Here is a 20895-nt window from a genome sequence, read left to right as displayed (position 1 = left end):
AGCAGATGTATTATTTTTTAAATGATAATTTACAATTCTCGAAATCAGGTATTGAAGAGGCTGAGATCAATCGGTTACGACTCTTCAAAGCGCATCATAACGCAGCCGCAATTGTGACACGCATTTTTGCGATGGATCTGCATGCCGTGATTCAAGGTGCTGGGCTTGTGGACGCCGATGTGATTAATCTGTTTGATTTCTTTTGTGGCAGTCAAACCGTTCCAACACAACCGTTAATGCTAGCGGACTTTCAAGTGCCAGCGGACGCCATTAAAACGCGTAAAGGTCGCCAAGTACAAGTTTTCCAGCAAGGTAAGCTGTTAATGGTGATCTATTTACGTGGTCAAGGTGATGAGATTAGTAATGTTCAATACTTTGACGTGAATGGTAAGACCCTCAAGATGACTTGGTGGGATACACGTGGAATGAAATGCTTGGAACAGTTCTTCGACTGGACTGGAAAAATTGCTCAAGAGGCTTACTTTGGTCCCGATGGCCAGATTCATCTAGAAAAATTACATTTATTGAATCATGTGGGGAAAGAGCGTTTAACTTGGCGGGTGCTGAATTACCGTGAAAGCAGTTGGACGTTTAATGGTCTGAATGAGCTAACGCGTTTCTTTTATGATGAATTAAATACCATGAATCAGGATGAAAATGTCTTTATCTGTGATCGAACGGTTGAGTGTGCTTGGGGATTATTCAATATGACGACACCTGCGCGTAAGGTGCTCCATTTGCATAACAACCACGTGGGAGATGCCAGTGACGTTTTACATTCTACCTTGAATAATAACTATGCGAATGCGTTAAATAATTGGGATGAATGGGATGCGGTGATTGCCGCAACACCACAACAATCAGCTGATGTCGTGGCACGCTTTGGAAAGTCAATCCCATGCTTCACGATTCCAGTGGGATATGTGACAGATGAAACACTCGCAATGTCGCCAACTTCCTTTGATCAACGGCAATCCAATCTGATTGTGCAAGTTGCCCGACTAGCTCCAGAAAAACAACAAAATCATTCGATCGAAGCCTTTCAACAAGTTAAACGCCAATTTCCAGATGCAAAGCTTGAATTGTGGGGCTATGCGAATGGTGATACTGAGAAGGCACTGCGTCAACAAGTTAAGGCAGCGCATTTAGAAGACGATGTGCTATTCAAGGGTTACACCACGGATGTGAATGCCGTTTATAATCGGGCCCAAATTGGTCTCTTACCGAGTCGTGCCGAAGGCTTCTCACTGATGTTGCTGGAAGCACAGGCACATGGTTTACCGATGATCGCTAATGACGTCAAGTATGGTCCAAGTGACATTATTCAAGATGGTGTTAGTGGTATCTTAACGACCGATGGTAATATTCAGCAGTTGGCGGATGCAATGCTAGATCTGCTTAGCCACCAGGATAAATTGGCTGAATTTAGTGCCAATGCTTATCAAAATGCCAAACGGTATTCTGAAGATGAAGTTTATGACCAATGGCAGCGATTATTAACGTATTTTAACAGCAACGCAGAGGTGATGGTATGATACTAGACCAAAATGATTTTAGATATTTTGAGGGTAAGTTTTATCCGCAGGTTCCTACCGGGTTAGTTATCAACCGAATCGGCCATAAGCGAGCTCATTTTAGTGGTTCAGATCAGTCTGTCAATGGTGCTTTTGTGTTCATGAATACTGAACGGCGTGCTTTTTTGCATGCTCAGCAATATCCAGAAACCTTTGACCTGACGACTTGGATTACCACACACCCTAAAGTGAAGCTGTTAATTACAGAGGAACCCGTCCCAGAATTAAAAGATAAATTACCCCAATTTATTGTCCCAAATACATGGGATTTTTATAAGTCAGTCGCGGCGTATATTCGTCAACGATATTTTGGTGAGATTATCACTGTGACTGGATCGGTTGGTAAATCGACGACTCGCTTGATGACCGTTAAAATACTGACAATGTTGCACCAAAAAGTGTTAACCAATATTGGTAATGAAAACGTTCGGCAAGTTGCGGTGCCTTTGCTCACGACGACCTTACAAAATCCAGATGCGTTGGTTGCTGAATTGTCAATCAATGCTTTGAACAATCGTGATAGGAAGGGTGGTCCCGTTTCTCGTCTTTATCGTGCGACTGCCGCCGTTATTACTCAAATCGGTGGTGCTCATTTGGCGGAGTTAGATCAGGTTGAAGATCCACTGATGTTTTTAGCGGAACGGAAGACCCGTATCTTTGAAGGGCTACCCAAAGATAGTCGAGCCATCATTAACTACGATATGACACCACGTGTCTATAAGTATGTCGTACAAAAGGCAGCCGAACACACGACAAACATTTACAATTATAGTTTACATGACCAACATGCTGACGCTTATGTTTTGGAACAAAAAAACTTTCGAGATTATACTGAGCTGACGATTCAAGTGTTAGATGAGACAAAACAGGTTCAGTTATCGATGCCCGGAAGCGGCGTTATATCTGATCTGTTGGCGGCATGTGTGACGGTCAAGAGCTTAGGATACAAGTTACCAGATTTAACAAAGCTATTTATGGGCTTCGAAGCACTAAATAGTGAGCTTCGGTTTCAGAAGGTTAATACTGCCCATGGGCAAGTGACCGTAGTTGATGATACGCACGGATCGACGTTACATTCAGTTAATAATGTGCTATCAGTTTTCAAGGAACGCGGTAAATTTTATCAAGGTAAGAAAGTCCTAATCATGGAAACTGGTGAAGATTTAGGAAATAAAGCGGCTAAATATAATTTAGCGTTTGAGGAGCGTATTCTTTCGAGTCAAATCGACAAATTGATAGGGTATCGAGATGCAGATATCAAGGTCTTGGTGGATGCTTTGTCAGCAAAAATTCAAACTGATTTCTATACTGATTTGACTGCTGTAAATCAGGTTATTCAAGACTTACCAAATGATTCGTTAGTAATCATAAAATCATCTGATGGCCGAAAGTATGGTTCTGACTTATGGCAATTGCCAGAAAAAGTTAGTCAGCAAATAGGAGAATAAGTAATGTTGATTATAATGACTATTTACGCGAGCCTAAAAACTGCGATGCGCTTGGTTATTTATTTGGTTCTGGGCGGGCTGGTTATGCTAGTTCGACACCGCAATCGAAAAAAATCTCGACGTGAAATGGATGAGCAAACAAAAAAATTTGTTGCGAAAACAAAAACGGATGAGAATGGCAAATATCCTTGGGAATAAGGAAGTTTATGCAAGTTATGAGCCTAGCATAGCCCAAAAAGCCGGATGATTGGGGCTCTCAATCGTTCGGCTTTTTAGCTTGCCATTAACTGTTGTTGCACGGGTTAATAACAAATATTTGGCAAAAAAAGAGTCTGGTCTTTTCCCCAGACTCGTGATTATTCTAAGTTCTAGCCGATTGCGGCGACAGTTTCTAAGAACCACTGATTAAACGCATGAGCGTCAATGTCGACACAAACCGTGGCATTGGTTTTACCATCGTGGTATGCACCGCGGGTATCGCCAACAGTTTCGCCATTGGCAGGACCTTCAGTTTGAACGTCAATCCACATTTTTTCAGTGGTGAAGGCTTCTGGATGTAATAGGTAGAAGAGTGTGTTGACGTCATGCATCGGTAGGCCAGTTTTATCGCCATCACCATAGTGCGTGAATAAAGCGTGAAGCATGGTACCGGTGCGTCCGAGTGTTGGTAACTTTTGCATGGTTGCCGGTGTTAGCAAGGCTTTCATGGTCACATCCAAGCCAACCATGGTAATGGGCACACCAGATTGATACATGATCTCGGCCGCATGTGGGTCGGTAAAGACGTTGAATTCGGCGGCGCTTGTCATGTTGCCTCTGCCAAGGGTGCCACCCATAGCGACAATCTCTTTGATCTGCTTTTTAACTTCAGGATAAGTCTTAAATAGTAAAGCGATATTAGTATAAGCACCGGTGGGAACTAGCGTGATTGGTTTTGAGGCGGCCATAATGTGATCACGCAAAGCCTCGACCGCCGTTTCTGGCAATGGATCGGCTAAGTCAGTTGGAAAATCGTAACCCGGCATACCTGAGACACCATGGATACGAACAGCATCTTCAAACGGCTTGATCAAGGGTTGTGGCGCACCACCTGCGACTGGAACTTAACTATTGAAGAAACGTGTTAATTTTAAAGTCGTTTTATCGACGGTAACATTTCCAGCAACCGTGGTAATTAATTCTAAATCAAAGTCAGGATGATTGAGTGCAATGGTTAACGCAGCTGCATCGTCAATTCCTGGGTCAGTATCCATAATAATCTTAGTTGGCATGTGAATCCCTCCAAATGATAATCTAGGCCATCACGATGGTTGCTTTTATTTTAGCATAGTGTTGGCTATGAATCCGATTGCAATTCGAACGGGATTGCCGTAGCATGACATTAAACGTTCCATATGATGGAGGAAAAAACAATGGCAAAACCACGGGTAATCTTAATTACAGGCGCGTCTTCCGGAATTGGGAAGGCAACCGCCCTTAAGCTTCAAGCACAAGGTAACATTGTTTACGGCGCCGCTCGTCGGATTGAAAAAATGACTGACTTAGCTGCGGCCGGCGTGCACGTTTTAAAAATTGATGTGACCGATGAAAAAACGCTGATTGCAGCGGTTAAAACAATTCAAGTTGAACAACAACGGCTAGATGTCTTGATTAATAACGCCGGTTACGGTTCTTATGGCGCGTTGGAAGACGTGCCATTATCAGAAGGCGAATATCAATTTAAAGTCAATGTTTTCGGTGTAATGCGTCTGACCCAACTGGTATTGCCAATCATGCGAGCACAACACCGCGGTCGCATTATCAACGTATCGTCAATTGGCGGCAAAATTTATCAACCGTTAAGTGCTTGGTACATGGGCACCAAACATGCGATTGAAGGGATGAGTGACGCTATCCGGATGGAAGTTGCCCCGTTTGGTATCGATGTGTCGATCATTGAACCCGGTGGTATTAAGACCGAATGGGCCGGCATCGCGGAGAAAAAATTATTAGAAGTTTCTGGTGAGACGGCTTATCATGAGCAAGCAATCAAAGTTGGTGCAATCTTATCACTGTTTGATCAGTTTGCATCGAATCCCGGTGTCATTGCGAAATTGATGGTTCGCGCGGTCAATGATGTGAAACCGAAGTCGCGCTACCATGCTGGGATGGGTTCTGGTCTATCACTGACTGCTAGAAAATGGTTGTCAGACCGTCAATTCGACAAGATGATGACGACCGCAATTAATGGTGCCGCCAAGTTAGCAAAGCTCGAACATCATGGTCAGCGTACGGGCAAACGGCATTATCAACATAACTAAAAGTTGACCATTTAGATCGCTAGTAAATGAGACAAACGATCAATTTTATGTCGTTTGACCGTGTGGTATGACAATTTTAGGATATTGTTAATATGAACAGCATTTATGGACGCATGCAAGTCTGTAAATGCTGTTTTTAGTTAAAATCTAAAGGTTGAAAGACTCAAAAACATCACAAATGTCGTAGTATCAGTAACCGTTACGTCTGCAGTAGGACTCACCCAAATTTAGCGCTCCGTCAGTCAAAATCGGTGTTCTGTGGGGGAAGGCGCTTGCCAAAGTACGGTCTAGTGCCTCAATTCCAAGCCGATAAAACACGTCTTTGAATTGCTCCGCGAGATTAGTCAGCCAAGAACGCCGACTAATCTTGCCGACACCGCACGCAAATTTTAACTGACTCGTAAATAACGAATCTATCCAAAAAAACAACTACTGACTTAGCTGGAGGCTGTTGCCGATAGCATCGGACGTGCAGGTGGCGTTTGACCGGCGTTCCTTTTGCCGGCCTTACACCACGGACAGTCCGGGAGATTTGCGTTTTTGGCAAAGCTTCCGGGCGAGGTTCAAGACGTTCCTAAGTCTTGGACCGGTCCCTCGTCCGCATGTTGTCGGCCACAACCGGAAGCGGCAGTAATCAACTAGTTTTCATTACCTAATTGTTGACGTAGTGGCGCAGACTGGCAATTTTTAACTTTCTTTAGTTAAAATTGTTTTCCCAGGACATCAATGACGCGATAGCTCGCAAATTGCGTCAAGTTGTCGAGAAAATCTTTTAAGTTGTCACGGGACATGAAGGCCGCTTCGATGAGATAGTTCATTTCACCAGTGGTTTGGTAATGGTGGCGAATGTCATTACGGTGTTGGTGAATAAACGCGAGATAAGCGGTTTGCTTAGTGGCTAACAATTTAACTTGAATGAACACTTGGAGATTGAAACCGATCTTGTTCAAATCAGTTTCAATGGTGTAATTTTTAATGACACCGGTGGCTTCCAAGTTGGCAATGCGAGCGGCCACGGCTGGCGCGGTTAGATGCACTTGTTGTGCTAAGTGGCTAACTTTAAGTCGACAATTTCGATTCAAGGCTTTTAAAATGGCCATATCAGTCGAATCAATCAAACGGAACACCTTACTTTCTAAAGTTTTAGGACGGAAAGACTTTCCTTTTAATGTTAACAGACTTTTGATAAAACGTTAGACTGTTTACATGAAACTTTTTCAGTTACATCATTGTGGAAAATGGGTGCGTTTTACTGCGGTTTTGGGATTGGTTATGCTACGATTAAAAACATTAAGGATAAGGACGTGGGAGGTAACTTATGCAGACCTTGATTCAAACATTTATGGAACGACGCGGGGACTTACTAACGGCGTTATGGCAACACTTGGGAATTTCAATCGCGGCGTTAGTGATTGCCATGATCATTGCGATTCCACTCGCTATTTGGGCTGTTCGGCGTCCTAAGATGGCGGAAGGACTTTTGCAACTGACGAGTGTCCTGCAGACGATTCCGTCACTGGCGCTGTTAGGATTATTGATTCCACTCGTTGGGATTGGGACAGTACCAGCGGTGATTGCGTTAATTATCTATGCGTTATTACCCATCTTTCAAAATACGTACTTAGGTATTTCAGAAATCGACGATTCGATTGAAGAAGCGGCGGATGCTTTTGGGATGTCACGGATGCGGAAGTTATTTAAAGTAGAATTTCCAATCGCGCTCCCACAAATTATTTCTGGGATTAGAACAGCCCTAGTCCTGATCATTGGGACAGCCACGTTGGCAGCTTTAATCGGTGCTGGTGGCCTTGGAACTTTTATTATGCTCGGGATTGATCGCAATAACACGTCATTGTTGTTAATTGGGGCAATTTCGTCGGCGTTACTTGCGATTGTGTTATCCGCGCTAGTGCGTTGGTTTCAGACAGCCAAGCCCAAGCAAGCTTTGACCGTTTTTGCGGTGATCGTGGCGTTGCTCGGTAGTGGGGGTGCTTACAGTGCTTACGCCAATCGGACAGAAACCATCACGATTGCCGGTAAGTTAGGATCAGAGCCTGAGATCTTAATTAATATGTATAAAGATTTGATTGAAGCGAGCGATGCGCACGTCAAAGTGGCGTTAAAACCTAACTTTGGGAAAACGACGTTCTTATTTAGTGCGCTCAAACATAATCAAATTGATATTTATCCTGAATTTACGGGATCGGTATTGGAGACGCTAGTTAAGGGGAATAATCCCAAGTCAATGACAGCAGTGGAAACGTATCATTTAGCGAAGCAACGGCTTGCCAAGCAAGATGAAATGTCGCTACTCAAACCGATGGCTTATAACAATACTTATGCGCTAGCCGTGACGAAGAAGTTTAAGCAGGAACATCAGTTGGAAACGATTAGTGATTTGACTCAAGTTGATTCGCTGTTGAAACCCGGGATGACCCTTGAATTTATTGACCGTGACGATGGTCTAAAGGGACTGAAAAAGGCCTATGGCTTAGATGTAACGGCTAAATCAATGGAACCAGCTCTGCGCTATGAAGCCATTAGCAAAGGTCGGATTAATTTAGTTGATGCTTATTCAACAGATAGCGAACTACGACAGTATCATTTGGCGATTTTAAAAGACAATAAGCACTTCTTCCCAACTTATCAAGGTGCACCATTGATGACGACGGCATTTGCAAATAAACATCCAAAAGTGGTGCAGTCGCTGAACAAATTGGCTGGGAAAATTTCAGAAACTGATATGCAAGAAATGAATTATGAAGTCAACGTAAAAAACAAATCGGCGGCCACAGTGGCACATAACTACTTGATTAAACATGGTTTATTGGAGGGGAGCAATTAGGATGACAACAGCAATTGAATTTAAACACGTCAAAAAAGACTTTCATGGCACTAACGTCATTCCTGACTTGAACCTCAGTGTAAAAAAGGGTGAACTCTTCGTGTTGGTCGGAACTTCAGGGAGTGGTAAGACAACTTCGTTGAAGATGATTAACCGCTTGGAACCGCTGACCGCTGGTGAAATTTTGGTGAATGATCGCGATACCACGACGGTGCCGGTACGGGATTTACGCTGGGACATGGGGTATGTGTTACAACAGATTGCCCTATTTCCAACCATGACCGTCGCACAAAACATTGCGGTGATTCCAGAAATGAAAGGCACCCCGAAAAAAGAGATTGCGAAAACAATTGATGAATTATTAACTGAAGTTGGCTTAGATCCCGAAGTTTATCGTAATCGGATGCCAGATGAACTTTCAGGTGGCGAGCAGCAGCGAATTGGCATTTTGAGAGCCATCGCTTCGAAGCCGTCAATCGTACTGATGGATGAACCGTTTAGTGCGTTGGACCCGTTGTCGCGGCAACAGTTGCAGGATTTGGTTTTAACGCTACATCAGCGCTATGGCAATACGATTGTCTTCGTGACGCATGATATGAGCGAAGCGTTAAAGCTGGGCGATCGGATTGGTATCATGCGGCATGGTGACTTATTGCAGGTGGATACGCCTAGCGCGATTGCCCAACATCCGGTCAATGACTTTGTCCGTGACTTTTTCGGTGCCAGTCGTGCGAAGAATGTCTATGATATTTATGTGGGACGGGTAGGGCTAGTACAAGGTTATCTCAAAGAGAAGCCAGCAGTGGCAGACAATCGGATTCAAACGTTAGACACTGAAGACACGCTACGAACTGGTTTTGAAGCGCTCGCCAATCATGATTATTTAGCGATTACGGATGATAAGGTTGTACAAGGCTATTTGGACCGGCAAACAGTGATGGCGTATTTGAGCATGCATGAAAATGGTTAGAGTGTGAGTTGAGCCGGGTGCTTCCGAGCATTGCCTAGCCAGGTAATTACGGCGTTTTTGGCAGTAGTTACCTGGCGTAGCAAGCGGAAGAAGCAGGTTCGACGAACACGTTTCGACCATCAACAAAACAGGGCCCTCCAGACACAAGCACTCAAAAAATTAGGAGGTAATTTCAATCATGGCAAAACAATATGATGTAATCGTAATTGGTGGTGGTCCAGCTGGGACTGCGCTGGCAAGTGGGTTAAAGGCCCAAGGCAAATCGGTTTTGATTGTTGAATCAGATTTATGGGGTGGAACTTGTCCTAACCGTGGTTGTGATCCTAAAAAGATTTTACTGAGTGCAGTGGAAGCCAAACAAGCTGCAACAAACTTTCAAGGGCATGGATTGTCCGGTGTTCCAACGATTGATTGGCCCAATTTGATGACGACGAAGCGGGGCTATACGGATGGAATTAATGATGGCACGTTAAGCGGCTTAAAGTCACAAGCCATTGACACTTTACACGGCCAAGCTTATTTCCGTGCGGATGGCGAATTAACCGTTGATGGCAACTTGGTTACTGGCACTGATATTGTGATTGCAACGGGACAACGCCCAGCAATTTTACCGATTCCTGGACATGAGTATTTCAAGACGAGTACAGACTTCTTAGACTTAGATCAGATGCCAAAACGCGTCACGTTTGTCGGTGGCGGCTACGTTGGGTTCGAATTGGCGACCATTGCACGAGCAGCAGGGGCGGAAGTTCATTTAATTCACCACAACGATCGACCACTGAAAAACTTTGATCCAGAACTGGTCAAAGCATTGATGGCCAATTTGACGGATCAGGGGGTCACTTTTGATCTGAACGTGGACCTCAAGCAGATTACCCAAGCAGCGGATGGCCTACATCTAACTGCTCATGATGACTTCGAGTTAACGACTGATTTGGTCGTTTGTTCAGCTGGTCGGATCCCTAATGCGGATCATTTAGGCTTGGAAAATGTTGGCGTGACTTATGATCGCCATGGGATTCAGGTTAACGATCATTTACAAACGGCCGCTGACCACATTTATGCTATTGGTGACGTCAGTGATACGCCGGTGCCTAAGTTGACGCCACTAGCCGGTTATGAGGCGCGCTACTTAGTTGGCGAATTGGTGGAAACTGGCGCACCGATTAGTTATCCAGTGACGCCAACCCAAGTTTATGCGTCACCAAAATTAGCCGAAGTTGGCGTTACGGCGGCTCAGGTTGCGACGGACACCACTAAATATCGCGTGACGACCTTAGATATGACCAAATGGTTCACGTATTATCGACTACAAATACCGCAAGCATTGGCGAAAGTGGTTGTTGATCAACAAACTGGTTTGATTGTGGGAGCCAGTTGTTTAAGTGAAATTGCCGATGAAATGATTAACTATTTAACAATTCTGATTGAAAAGAAACTCAGTTTGGCAGCGATTCAAAAGCTGATTGTTGCTTATCCGACTCCAGCGAGTGACTTACAGTATTTATATTAATAAGTAGTCAAAAATGACACGCCCAATCAACAGTGATTGTTGATCAGGCGTGTCATTTTTATCTGGAATAATTTTAGTGACGCTGACGTTTATAGTAGCGACCGAGTCCGAACAACAAGCCAGTGCAGGCGAATAAGACTAGTCCCAGGAAACGGTTGGCAGTCGTATGAGCTTCATTTGTCTGTGGTAAGGTCTTTGTTACTGGTGCTTTTTTGGTAGCTTGGTCAGTCGGGAACGGTGTCGCTTGCCCCGAGTGTGTCAATGAGACTACTGAATCAGCACGTGTCGCAACTATTTTAGCTGGTGACTGAATCGGATCACTTTTAAGTCTTGTCGTTGGTTGAACTGCTAAATGTGCCACTTCTTCAGCAGGACGTTGTGATGCCGGATTAGGCCGCGGCTGATTATTAACTGTCGCAGGTTTTGCGGTTACGGTGACTAAAACGGTTTTTGTTGTGACTTGATTTTCACCATCAGTATAGCTATAAGTAACAGGATAAGTGCCAATCGTGTTGGCATCAACCGAACCAGTGAGGGTTAATTGCGCCAACGATAATGGTTGACCATCAAAGGCGGTAGCGTTCGTTAACCCCATTGCTGCGTTCCAACTATCACCAACAGTTAGAGTGACATTGTGTGCATTGATTGCCGCCAAACTAATAACGGTGACCGGCATTGTGACTGTAGCATCTGCTAAATGGTAAGTCACCAAATATTTTCCAGGCTGAGCCAAATCAGTTACAGGTTGGCCATTGCTGTCAGTCAGTGTTACTTGAATGTCCGCTGTTGAAGCGGTATCCCCAGTGGGGGTGACTGCACGGGTAACGTTGCTCAATGGTTGCCAATCATCGGTGGGCGTTAAGGTTTTACTGGTTTCTGCTAAGCTAATGCCATAAACAACGACATTGACCGGGGCAGCGCTAGTATCATTGCCAGCAGCATCCACGTAGTGATAGACCACTGAATAGATGCCGGGGTTGCTAGTATCGAGATTGCCAGTTACTTTTAGCTGATGCAGGTCAGTGATTGGGACACCATTTTCGTCTAGCGCAGTCTTGATACCGCTAGTAGGGTCCCAACTTGTGCCGAGTTTAATACTAGTTGCCTGACCGACCAGTTTGGCGGCACTAGTGATGGTAACCGTCGCAGGGGCGGTGTAGTCATCAAGAGTGTAGGCGATTGGTGCAATGCCCAGTCTGCCCAATTGCGGATTGTCAGCCGGTGCAGTAACCGTAACATCTGAACCGCTCCGGAGGATACCAGCGCGATCAAGTGCTTGCCTAACATTATCAGCGAGATCGAGTTTACCAGTTGTGGACTTGGTCAAGTCAGTCTGTTTCAAAATAATGCCGTAAACAATGACTTGGACGGTTGGTGCGGTAGTTTGGTTGCCAGCAGCGTCAATATACGTATAGGTCACATGATAGACACCAAGCTGATTTGAATTAACATTGTCGGTCTCGGTGACTCGACTAAAGTCGTTTAGAGTTTGACCATTTTCGTCGATGGCAGCTTTGATGCCAGTTTCCGGTTGCCAAGTATTCCCGAGTTTGATAGCGGTGGTTTGACCGGCTAGCTGAGCTTGATTAGTAACGGTCATCTTAGCTGTCACCGTATCTGTATTACCTAGGGAATAGGTTAAATCATAAGTGCCGGGTAACGTCAGATTTTGACTATCAGCAGGAATTGTAACCACAATATCTTGTGCCGGGATAGTTTTGCCAGTTTCATCAACTGCCGCAATAATATGATCAGCTGGATTCCAACTTGCGGTTGTTGATTTGGTGAAACTGTCTTGGTCGAGACGTAGCCCATAGACGATTACTTGAGCTGGTGCCGAAGTGGCAATATTACCGGCGGCGTCTGTATAACTATAGGTAGCCGTGTAGACTCCGGGCGTTGTGGTATCGACTGTGTTAGATGATGTGAATTTATTGTTGTCATTAATAAAACGATTATGTTCATCAAGTGCTATTAAAACCCCTCGCATATCCCAAGGCGTTCCAACTTTAAATCGCACGTCACGACTAGTTATTTTGGCATTACTGTAGACGTGTACTGTCATACTGGTTAAATAATCAGTTCCAAGGGCATAATTAATGGTATAAGTACCAATTTTACTTAAGTCATCTACATTACCACCATCGGCACGAGTAATAGTCAAATCATTTCTCGGCAATTTATCTCCAGATAAGTTAACAGCAGTGTTGATATTACTTTCTGGGTCCCAGCTATCAGTCGTAATTTTATCAATGTTTTTATAGTTTAAGACGATACCATAGACTGCAACAGTAATTGGGCCCGAACTGACGGTGTTGCCCACAGGATCCGTGTAGTCATACGTAACCGTGTAACGCCCCAGAGTATTAACATTGACGGTCCCAGTAACCTTGATTTTGTTGAAATCAGTAATAGGCACACCGTTTTCATCGATTGCTGAAATCAGTCCATCGGCTGCGGTCCAAGAACCGTGCCATTTGATTGCGGCGGATTGACCAACGAGTTGAGCCTTGCTGGTGACGTTAACTGTTGCTGTCGTGGTGAAATCGTCCAAAATATAGGTGATTGTATAGGTGCCAGGCTGATCGAGGTTACGACTTGCAGTCGGAATCCTAACTATAATAGAGTATGAACTTGCCGGTGCTGACCAGTTTGTATTTTCGAGCCCTTGTGCAATATTATCGCGGGGATCCCAATTCGCAGCGACAGGAATGTTGATAATCTTATTCTTTAGAATTAGTCCGTAGACAAGGACTTTAGTTTGAAATTCGACGCTAGCTATTTTTCCATCAGCGCTCAGGTAATTATAGCTAAACGTGACTGTGCTGTATCCTAATGTCATCGGATCAATGGCAGTTGCACCATCGTTGGTAATCATAGGATTAGTTAAATCAACTGAATTGTTGTGATCATCCGTTGCTGTTAAAAAATTATCTGATGGTTGCCAAGCCTCAGTCGCCCCTAGCTTGAGAGTACTATTCTTCAATTTAATTGTGGGCATATATTGCCAAGTATAGGTCAATGTCGTATTTCTGGGGGTGGCATAGGCTGCAATTAGTTCACTATCGGTTAAAATATCTTTTGGGTTGGCCGTATTTACCCAATTACCAGTGTAACCTTTTGTAATACCAGACATAGCTGATAATTGGCAATTTGATGGTAAAGTGACTTGTGGCCCAAAAGTAATAGTAGGTATAGTCGAATTTTCAAACAGATAATTTGTGTCTTTGAAATTGGTTGTATTCCAGTGATCTAAATTTAACTCATTTAAATGGAATAAATTATAGAAGATACCATCGGCATTAGTAACATTGCTAGTATTCCAGTTGTTGATTGTCAATGATGTTAGTTGTTGGCAATCTTTAAAGGCATATGAAAAATCTGTAATGCTGCTGGTGTTCCAATCGTTTAAGTTTAGGATTTGCAAAACAAAATCGTTACGGAATAAGTCTGTAATATGTGTAACGTTTTTTATATCCCATTTATTGATAGTGATTTTTGTCAATTTTGTACAGCTACTGAACAAATCTGTCATATTAGTAACATTGCTAGTATTCCAGTCATTTAAATCCAAACTTGTGAAGGCGTTGCTACCTAACATAGCACGCATATTGGTAACTTTAGAGGTATCCCAGTTACTAATATCCCAAGTGGCTAAATTAGCTCCCCAAAACATACGGCTCATATCGGTTACATTTGAGGTGTTCCAGTCGCGAATATTGTCCAATAAGTTCGTGATATGAGTTGTTTGAAATAACCCACTCATGTCAGTGACATTTGTTGTATCCCAACCAGGTCCAATTAAATTCAAGCTAGTTAGTGCCTGATCATTCACAAACATTCCACTTAGATTAGTAACGTTTGAGGTCTTCCAGTTGCTGAGGTCAAGCGAGGTTAAGGCTGTTTGCTCAAAGGTACCGGCCATATTAGTTACCTTCGAAGTGTCCCAAGAATTGACATTTAAACTGGTTAGTTTCCAGTTACTAAAAAACATATTGCTTAAGTTAGTGACTTTAGAAGTATTCCAACTATCAATGCCGTTAATAGCTGTTAATTTAGAATCGTTTTCAAACATTTGATTCATATCAGTTGTGTTGCTGGTATCAAGCAGATTGGCATTATTAATAGTTTTTAGATTGCTTAAAAATGAAAAAATCTGTGATAAATCTTTCCCGGCAGTAACAGGGCCATCAAAGTCAATTTCAGTGATGGTGCTGCTATAATCGGCGCGCCAGGGTTGGTCGTAAGCTCTGCCGGCCGTACTTAAGGTAGTTCCGCCTGCAAAGTGGAGAACGACGTTACCAGCCCCGTCATCTGTCACTGACCAGCCGCCGTCTTCCACGGATGCCATCCGCATTAGGCTATTACGACTCAGTTGCATTCGTTTAGGCGTAGCTGGGTTAGAAACAGTGGTCGATTGATTGGCAGCGTTGGTTGTTTTTTGTTCGGTCATATCGGTTGGGTTCGACCGATTCTGGTTCGAAGCAGGTGTCGTAGAATCAGAAGTAGTCTTAACCGGTTCCTCAACTTGGTTTGAGTCTGGTTTTGAGACATTTGAATTAGTCTTATCCATGTCAGGAACAGTAGTCTGCTTAGTAGATTCTGAATTTGACGGTGTGGTTGATGACGGTTTTTGTGCCGTGTCTGCGTTCGAATCATCAGTGACGACAGTCGTATTGGTTGTGCTGCTATCAGTCGTGGTTTTATCAGCTGTGTCTAGGATAACCTGCTTAGTGTCCGCTGTTTTCGGTGTCGTGGTAGTTGCGGTCGTTGGTGAATTAGTCGTATTATCTTGGTCAGTATTCGCCGCTTGAGCAGTTGTGCCAACTAATTGCCAGCTCAGCAAAGTCATGCCAGCAAAAATCCAAAATCTTCCCTTTTTATACATCTTATAATGTGTTTTCGAGTTAATTGATTCAAACGTATTCAACACTCCCCCAAGGATCTAGTTGACTAATGGTTAATAAATAACCAGCTTTTTAATTGTTTATGTTAATTGTTTTATACATAACTAATTTTATATCTTTTAATAAGAAAGTAAACGCTAACGAGTCAGGATTAGGACAAATAAAATAGGCTTTGCAAAACTTCATCTGTTTTGCAAAGCCGATTGTTAATTAGCGTGTAATTTTGGATCAATTCGTCGTTGCTTAAAATAGAATTCCCGGTCGTGTTCGTTAACTTCGCGCAAAATGTGGCAAGGATTGCCGACGGCGACGACGTTGTCAGGTAGATCTTTGGTCACAATGCTACCAGCTCCGACGACCACGTTGTTTCCGATTGTAATGCCAGGTAAAACGATTGCGCCGGCACCGAACCAACAGTTTTCACCGATGTGGACGGGCGCGTTGTATTGATAACCCTGAGCACGTAGTTCTGGCAAGATCGGATGACCAGCCGTTGCCACCGTGACGTTAGGACCGAACATTGTGTGGTCACCCACATAGATATGGGTGTCATCGACTAAGGTTAGATTGAAATTAGCATAGATACCACGGTCAAAATGAACATGATGACCACCGAGAAGGTTGCGCCCTTTGCATGACTTAAGCCTCCAATGCCTCACTGATAAAGTTGAGCACGCCTTGGTCTTGATTACTGCCCGTTGTCCGATCCGCTACCGCGGTGACAGTCGGTTGCGCATTTGCCATGGCAACCCCTAAGCCGACTTCACGCAACATTTCGAGGTCGTTCCCACCGTCTCCAAAGGCACACATTTCGCCTAGTTTGACTTGAAGAATGTCGCCGAGTTCCTTTAAACCGGCCGCTTTGTTGAGGCCAGGCTGGATAATATCGATATCGCCATGGCCACTGCTCGTCGGTTCACCTAAGCCGGCTAATTTTTCACGCAAGTTAGCCACAATCGTCATCGTTTCTGCTGGTGGACAACTAATGGCAAATTTTAAAATGTCATCGTCAATGCTGGCAAAGTCAGTTACAACGGCCAAATGATGGTAATAGTGACGCATCTCGGCGACGTGGGCGGGGTCCTCGGTGCTGAGGGCATAAGCACTCTTTGCGCCACAAACTAAAATTTGTAATTCCGGCATAGCCGTAATAACGGCTAAGATTTGGTTAACGACGGCAGGCTTAAAAGTATGCATGGCATAGGTACGTCGCTCATCACGAATTAAAGCGCCATTTTCTGCGACATAGATCGTGTCAGGGTAGGCTTTAAAGAACGATTTTAGTTGGTAATATTGATTGCCACTGGCGACGACCCACTGAATGCCAACCCGTGCCATAGCGGCGTGTAGCGTTTTGAATTTGGCTTCATCATAAGTCATATCATCTCGTAAAAACGAACCATCCATATCGGTTGCGATTAATTTAATCATTATAAGTTGCTCCCTTGTTTTTTTAGTTGATGCCGATAGTTTAGCATGGGATTAATCGTGACAAGGGACATTTTTAGAGGCAACTGGTATCAATTTTGTGATATTTCGCAAAAGTTTGCCGATATTCCGTGGGTGTTAGACCTTTCCAAGCCTTGAAATTGCGATTTAGGGTTTTGCGATTGGTAAAGCCGCAACTAGTCGCAATATAGTCAATCTTACGATCAGTTTCTAGGAGTAAGCGACGCGCGTTTAATAACCGGACTTGGCGTAAATAGCGGTTTACGGATAGCTGCAAATTGGCATTAAACTGTTGATTCAGTGTCGTCAACGAGACGTGGAACCGCTCGGCCAAAGTTGTGCCACTTATCGGTTCGGTATACGCCTGATTGATATAGTCCATCACGGTGTCAGTTAGATTTTGGTTGGGACTAACGTCAGTCGTCGCTAATGGGACAGTGAAGGCTTGACCGAGCGTGGCGACCAGGGCATAAAAGTGACTCAAGATTTCAAGCCGGGCCAAATCGTTGGCACCATTAGCTAAGCTGTCATGAATCGCAATCAGGTGATTGCGAATCGCTGCGTACGCCGTCGGATTTTTCAGCTCAGCCCGTGGCTCAGTTAAGGTTAATTGCCAACTCGCGCTGGAAGGTACTTCTGTTTGTAAAAAGTCATCGTCAATAATGAGCCCGAATTCGGCCCAATTGGCTTGGGCGGGCCCCGTTGCACTGTGGACAACCCGCCGATTAACTGCCCAGACATCGCCGGGGTGAAATTCAGTCGTTTGCCCATCGGTGACAAATTTTAAAGTATCACCGGCTGCGAGGTAGTTCAACTCGATTCCTTGATGCCAATGAGGCGCCACGTCAATCGAAGCTAAAGGATTATGTTCGTAATATTTAAAGGGAAGATGGGGAATTGTTTGTACGGTTTCATGTAAAATTTTCACTGATTATCACCACGATTGTTTAAATTGTGCCATCTAGGTTTCAAAAATCGGCCTTATGATGACGAGCGTTATGCTATATTGAAATTATCAAAAAAAGACGAAATCGGAATTATTAGTTGTCGGTGTTAACCGACATACTTCAATTGTAACCGTATTCGTGGCTGAAAGGAACTCATGAAAATGTCAATCAAATTAATTGCTTTGGATATTGATGATACGTTACTAAATTCAAAGGGTGAATTGCTCGATAGCACGAAAGGCGCTGTTCAAAAGGCACTCGCGCAAGGGATTAAAGTCGTGTTATGTACCGGTCGACCATTGGCCGGTGTTCAGCCTTATTTGGACTCCTTAAAGATTACTGGTGACGAGCAATATGTCATCACTTATAACGGGGCAGTCACGGAATCCGTTAGTGGCAAAGTTGTGGCGAAACACTTAGTGGCTAACGCGATGTATCGCCAACTAACGGCTTTTGGTCAAGCCCATCACGTGCCATTTAATGTCCTAGACGATGAAAGTAATATTTATACCGCTGATCGTGATGTCAACTGGGTCACCGTGATCCAGGCTTGGGAAAATAAAGCGGGGTTATTTGTCCGAGATCCTGAAGAATTGCCGGCTGATTTTGAAATTACCAAAGGGTTATTCGTGGGCAATCCGGAACAGTTGGACACGGTTGAACCATTGGTGGAAACAACGTTTGGTGACCGATTATACGTCGTGCGCGCGAGCGGAAACTTCTTAGAGTTAATGCACCCCGAAGTGAACAAAGGCGCGGCATTACGTGAATTAGCAGGCATCCTAAAGCTTGATACGAGTGAAGTCATGGCGTGTGGTGATGAAAAAAATGATATTACGATGTTTGATTTTGCCGGCACGGCGGTCGCAATGGGAAATGGTAGCGATGAAGCCAAGGCCCATGCGAGTTATGTGACCGGAACTAATGATGCAGGCGGCCTCGCCGACGCGATTGAAAAATTAGCATTGGCTTAAATCAGACCTGTGGAAAAGTAAGCTGGCCCGAAAATGTTATGCACAGTGGATAACTTTTTTGAAAAGTCACGGTTGACAATTTTTAATAATGAGTTTATGATTGCAAATATTAAAAATAAATGAGAAAAACAATCGTGACGATCAGGAGAGTAGGCACTGTGCCAAGTTCAGCGAGTCGACGGATGGTGAAAGTCGATCTTGGGTCAGTGATGAAAGTAACCTGTGAACGGCTAATACGAACAAAAGTCAGTGTTAGCTGGGGGCACCCATTATCGTGCTAGCGTATCACTTGAATAGTGTCTGTGATTGTCACTGATGACAGTCACACGTTTCAATGAAGCCTATGCTATCAACGAGCCGTACGCGATAAGTGGATAACTGTTGTTGAAAAGTTATCACAAGAGGTGGTACCGCGCGTCAGCGTCCTCTGAAAACCAAATTTTGGTTTTCAGAGGACGCTTTTTTCGTTTATTGAAGGAGGTTATTAACATGTGTGTAAAAACTAGTCATGGTGGGTTGTATCGAGTGCTTGATGATTTTTGTTGATCGGCACTTAGGTTTGAAGGAGGAAACAGCCAATGCAAACGCAAAAATTATCACTTAAACATTATTTAATTATCGGTTCGATGTTATTCGGAATGTTCTTTGGCGCTGGTAATTTAATTTTTCCCATTCATTTGGGCCAATTGGCGGGCGCCCACTGGTTGACTGCCGGTCTTGGCTTTTTATTAACTGGGACGTTGTTGCCATTATTAGGAATTATTGCGATTAGTGTGACTCGCAGCAGTGGCATTTATGAGTTGGCGCGCCCAATCGGCAAACGTTATGCAACGTTGTTCATGATTCTGACTTGTGCGACGTTAGGACCGTTATTCGCAACGCCGCGGACGGCGACCACGCCTTTTCAGATTGGGATTGCGGGTCACGTCAGTGCAAGCCAAGCACCATTATATTTAGGCATTTATTCATTAATCTTTTTCGGAATTACTTATTGGGCTTCACGCAAGCCATCTGGCATTATGGACGCGATTGGTAAGCTGTTAAATCCAGCCTTCTTGATTTTGTTAGCCTTAATTTTTGGCTTTGCCTTTATCAAACCGCTTGGTACGGCGCATACGGCCAAAGTAACCGCAGCTTATCAAGGGGGCGCCTTTCTGAATGGCTTTTTGCAAGGCTATAATACGATGGATGCCCTAGCGGCGCTGCTATTTGGGATTGTGGTCGTTAATGCCATTCGGGGATTAGGCCAGCATAATCCAACGGCCATCGCGAAAACTGCGGCTAAATCCAGTTTGCTGAGTATTACCCTCGAAGCCTTGATCTATTTAGGCTTAATTTGGATTGGGGCGACTTCTTTAACCGTCTTTAAGCTATCGGCAGATGGCGGATTGGCTTTTTCACAAATTGCAAAGGCTTTTCTGGGAATTTCCGGTGAAATCATTCTAGCCGTAATGGCGACTTTGACTTGTTTGACGACGGCGGTAGGCTTGTCTTCATCCTTTTCGGAAGCGTTACATGCGAAGTTTCCACGAATTGCGTACCGAACTTGGAACCGACTCGCCTGTGGTGCCTCGTTCTTGATTGCTAACATTGGCCTAGATCAGATTATTGCTTGGTCGACTCCCATGTTAATGTTCCTCTATCCATTAGCAATCACATTGATTATGTTGTCAATTGCGTCACCGTTATTCCGACACGACCCCATCGTTTATCGATGGACCACGGCATTTACGTTGATTCCAGCGGGTCTCGATGCGTTAAATGCGGCTCCAGCCGTTATTTCGCGCCAAACTTGGGTGCAACAACTCTTGGCCTTAGATGATAAGTACTTACCATTTGCTAAATATGGAATGGACTGGATTGCGCCAGCACTCATTGGCTTGGCAATCGGTTTGAGTGTGACAGCGATTCGGTGGGCGATCACTGCTCATACAGTCAAAACGGATCAGGAATAAGGTGTATCATGGA

Annotated in this window: 13 protein-coding genes, 2 pseudogenes and 1 other annotated feature; of the genes and pseudogenes, 9 read left to right on the top strand and 6 right to left on the bottom strand. The window is 44.2% G+C overall.

Annotated features, from left to right (window positions below; translation table 11 throughout):
• The first annotated feature begins 5 nt into the window (after nt 1–5).
• Genes FFM64_RS09975 through FFM64_RS09965 form a run of 3 tightly spaced genes read left to right on the top strand, consistent with a single transcriptional unit; the run spans nt 6 to nt 3220 of the window.
• The gene (locus FFM64_RS09975; RefSeq protein ID WP_137607874.1) at nt 6–1535 is read left to right on the top strand and encodes a glycosyltransferase; all 1530 of its coding nucleotides are present in this window, start codon (nt 6–8) and stop codon (nt 1533–1535) included.
• Nucleotides 1532–3022, top strand: coding sequence for a Mur ligase family protein (locus FFM64_RS09970; protein ID WP_137607873.1), 1491 nt, complete (start codon nt 1532–1534; stop codon nt 3020–3022). Before FFM64_RS09975 ends, FFM64_RS09970 begins: the two co-directional genes overlap by 4 nt.
• A gap of 3 nt (nt 3023–3025) precedes the next feature.
• Nucleotides 3026–3220 carry a hypothetical protein gene (locus FFM64_RS09965; RefSeq protein WP_137607872.1) on the top strand — a complete coding sequence of 65 codons (195 nt, stop codon included), beginning with the start codon at nt 3026–3028 and terminating at the stop codon, nt 3218–3220.
• A gap of 170 nt (nt 3221–3390) precedes the next feature.
• Here the strand turns inward: FFM64_RS09965 and rihC are convergent.
• Nucleotides 3391–4293 (bottom strand): annotated as a pseudogene (gene rihC, locus FFM64_RS09960) (ribonucleoside hydrolase RihC).
• A gap of 141 nt (nt 4294–4434) precedes the next feature.
• Between rihC and FFM64_RS09955 the strand changes: the two are divergent.
• Entirely contained in the window at nt 4435–5322 is an 888-nt protein-coding gene (locus tag FFM64_RS09955; protein WP_137607871.1) for an oxidoreductase, read from the top strand.
• A gap of 701 nt (nt 5323–6023) precedes the next feature.
• Here FFM64_RS09955 and FFM64_RS09950 read toward each other — a convergent pair.
• Nucleotides 6024–6449, bottom strand: a complete 426-nt coding sequence (locus FFM64_RS09950) for an Lrp/AsnC family transcriptional regulator (RefSeq protein WP_223876948.1) — start codon at nt 6447–6449, stop codon at nt 6024–6026.
• 191 nt (nt 6450–6640) lie between these two features.
• On the opposite strand from FFM64_RS09950, the gene FFM64_RS09945 reads away from it, so the two are divergent.
• The 3 genes from FFM64_RS09945 to FFM64_RS09935 all read left to right on the top strand — a co-directional run bounded on the left by FFM64_RS09945 (nt 6641) and on the right by FFM64_RS09935 (nt 10650).
• Nucleotides 6641–8167: an ABC transporter permease/substrate-binding protein gene (locus FFM64_RS09945; RefSeq protein WP_137607869.1), complete on the top strand. Its 1527-nt coding sequence runs from the start codon at nt 6641–6643 to the stop codon at nt 8165–8167.
• Nucleotide 8168: 1 nt separating this feature from the next.
• On the top strand, nt 8169–9137 hold the full coding sequence (locus tag FFM64_RS09940) for an ABC transporter ATP-binding protein (RefSeq protein ID WP_137607868.1): 969 nt from the start codon (nt 8169–8171) through the stop codon (nt 9135–9137).
• Between the two features lie 178 nt (nt 9138–9315).
• On the top strand, nt 9316–10650 hold the full coding sequence (locus FFM64_RS09935) for a dihydrolipoyl dehydrogenase family protein (RefSeq protein ID WP_137607867.1): 1335 nt from the start codon (nt 9316–9318) through the stop codon (nt 10648–10650).
• Between the two features lie 73 nt (nt 10651–10723).
• Here FFM64_RS09935 and FFM64_RS09930 read toward each other — a convergent pair whose 3' ends face one another.
• From FFM64_RS09930 to FFM64_RS09915, 4 genes and pseudogenes are all read right to left on the bottom strand, one after another.
• A complete protein-coding gene (locus FFM64_RS09930; protein WP_171000379.1) occupies nt 10724–15580 on the bottom strand; it encodes a BspA family leucine-rich repeat surface protein in 4857 nt (1618 codons plus the stop codon).
• A 183-nt stretch (nt 15581–15763) separates the two neighbouring features.
• Nucleotides 15764–16171: pseudogene (locus tag FFM64_RS09925) on the bottom strand (sugar O-acetyltransferase); the annotation flags it as partial.
• Between the two features lie 25 nt (nt 16172–16196).
• Nucleotides 16197–16988 (bottom strand): Cof-type HAD-IIB family hydrolase, encoded by a 792-nt coding sequence (locus tag FFM64_RS09920; RefSeq protein ID WP_137607865.1) that lies wholly within the window; start codon nt 16986–16988, stop codon nt 16197–16199.
• 73 nt (nt 16989–17061) lie between these two features.
• Nucleotides 17062–17934 (bottom strand): helix-turn-helix domain-containing protein, encoded by an 873-nt coding sequence (locus FFM64_RS09915; protein ID WP_137607864.1) that lies wholly within the window; start codon nt 17932–17934, stop codon nt 17062–17064.
• 180 nt (nt 17935–18114) lie between these two features.
• On the opposite strand from FFM64_RS09915, the gene FFM64_RS09910 reads away from it, so the two are divergent.
• Nucleotides 18115–18927 (top strand): Cof-type HAD-IIB family hydrolase, encoded by an 813-nt coding sequence (locus tag FFM64_RS09910; RefSeq protein WP_137607863.1) that lies wholly within the window; start codon nt 18115–18117, stop codon nt 18925–18927.
• Between the two features lie 128 nt (nt 18928–19055).
• Nucleotides 19056–19358 (top strand) — a binding site (T-box leader).
• 147 nt (nt 19359–19505) lie between these two features.
• Nucleotides 19506–20882, top strand: coding sequence for a branched-chain amino acid transport system II carrier protein (gene brnQ, locus FFM64_RS09905; protein WP_137607862.1), 1377 nt, complete (start codon nt 19506–19508; stop codon nt 20880–20882).
• Nucleotides 20883–20895: the final 13 nt, after the last annotated feature.

It is taken from the genome of Lactiplantibacillus daoliensis, assembly GCF_005405005.1.
In the GTDB taxonomy this organism is placed as follows: domain Bacteria; phylum Bacillota; class Bacilli; order Lactobacillales; family Lactobacillaceae; genus Lactiplantibacillus; species Lactiplantibacillus daoliensis.
Note: the sequence above shows the minus strand (reverse complement) of the source record. Positions and strands in the feature narration are given on the sequence as shown.

What these genes read in the sequence shown, in the direction of transcription:
- brnQ (WP_137607862.1), top strand. Translation starts at nt 19,506, where the DNA reads ATGCAAACGCAAAAATTATCACTTAAACATTATTTAATTATCGGTTCG.
- FFM64_RS09935 (WP_137607867.1), top strand. Translation starts at nt 9,316, where the DNA reads ATGGCAAAACAATATGATGTAATCGTAATTGGTGGTGGTCCAGCTGGG.
- FFM64_RS09945 (WP_137607869.1), top strand. Translation starts at nt 6,641, where the DNA reads ATGCAGACCTTGATTCAAACATTTATGGAACGACGCGGGGACTTACTA.
- FFM64_RS09955 (WP_137607871.1), top strand. Translation starts at nt 4,435, where the DNA reads ATGGCAAAACCACGGGTAATCTTAATTACAGGCGCGTCTTCCGGAATT.
- FFM64_RS09910 (WP_137607863.1), top strand. Translation starts at nt 18,115, where the DNA reads ATGTCAATCAAATTAATTGCTTTGGATATTGATGATACGTTACTAAAT.
- FFM64_RS09970 (WP_137607873.1), top strand. Translation starts at nt 1,532, where the DNA reads ATGATACTAGACCAAAATGATTTTAGATATTTTGAGGGTAAGTTTTAT.
- FFM64_RS09965 (WP_137607872.1), top strand. Translation starts at nt 3,026, where the DNA reads ATGTTGATTATAATGACTATTTACGCGAGCCTAAAAACTGCGATGCGC.
- FFM64_RS09975 (WP_137607874.1), top strand. Translation starts at nt 6, where the DNA reads ATGTATTATTTTTTAAATGATAATTTACAATTCTCGAAATCAGGTATT.
- FFM64_RS09920 (WP_137607865.1), bottom strand. Translation starts at nt 16,988, where the DNA reads ATGATTAAATTAATCGCAACCGATATGGATGGTTCGTTTTTACGAGAT.
- FFM64_RS09940 (WP_137607868.1), top strand. Translation starts at nt 8,169, where the DNA reads ATGACAACAGCAATTGAATTTAAACACGTCAAAAAAGACTTTCATGGC.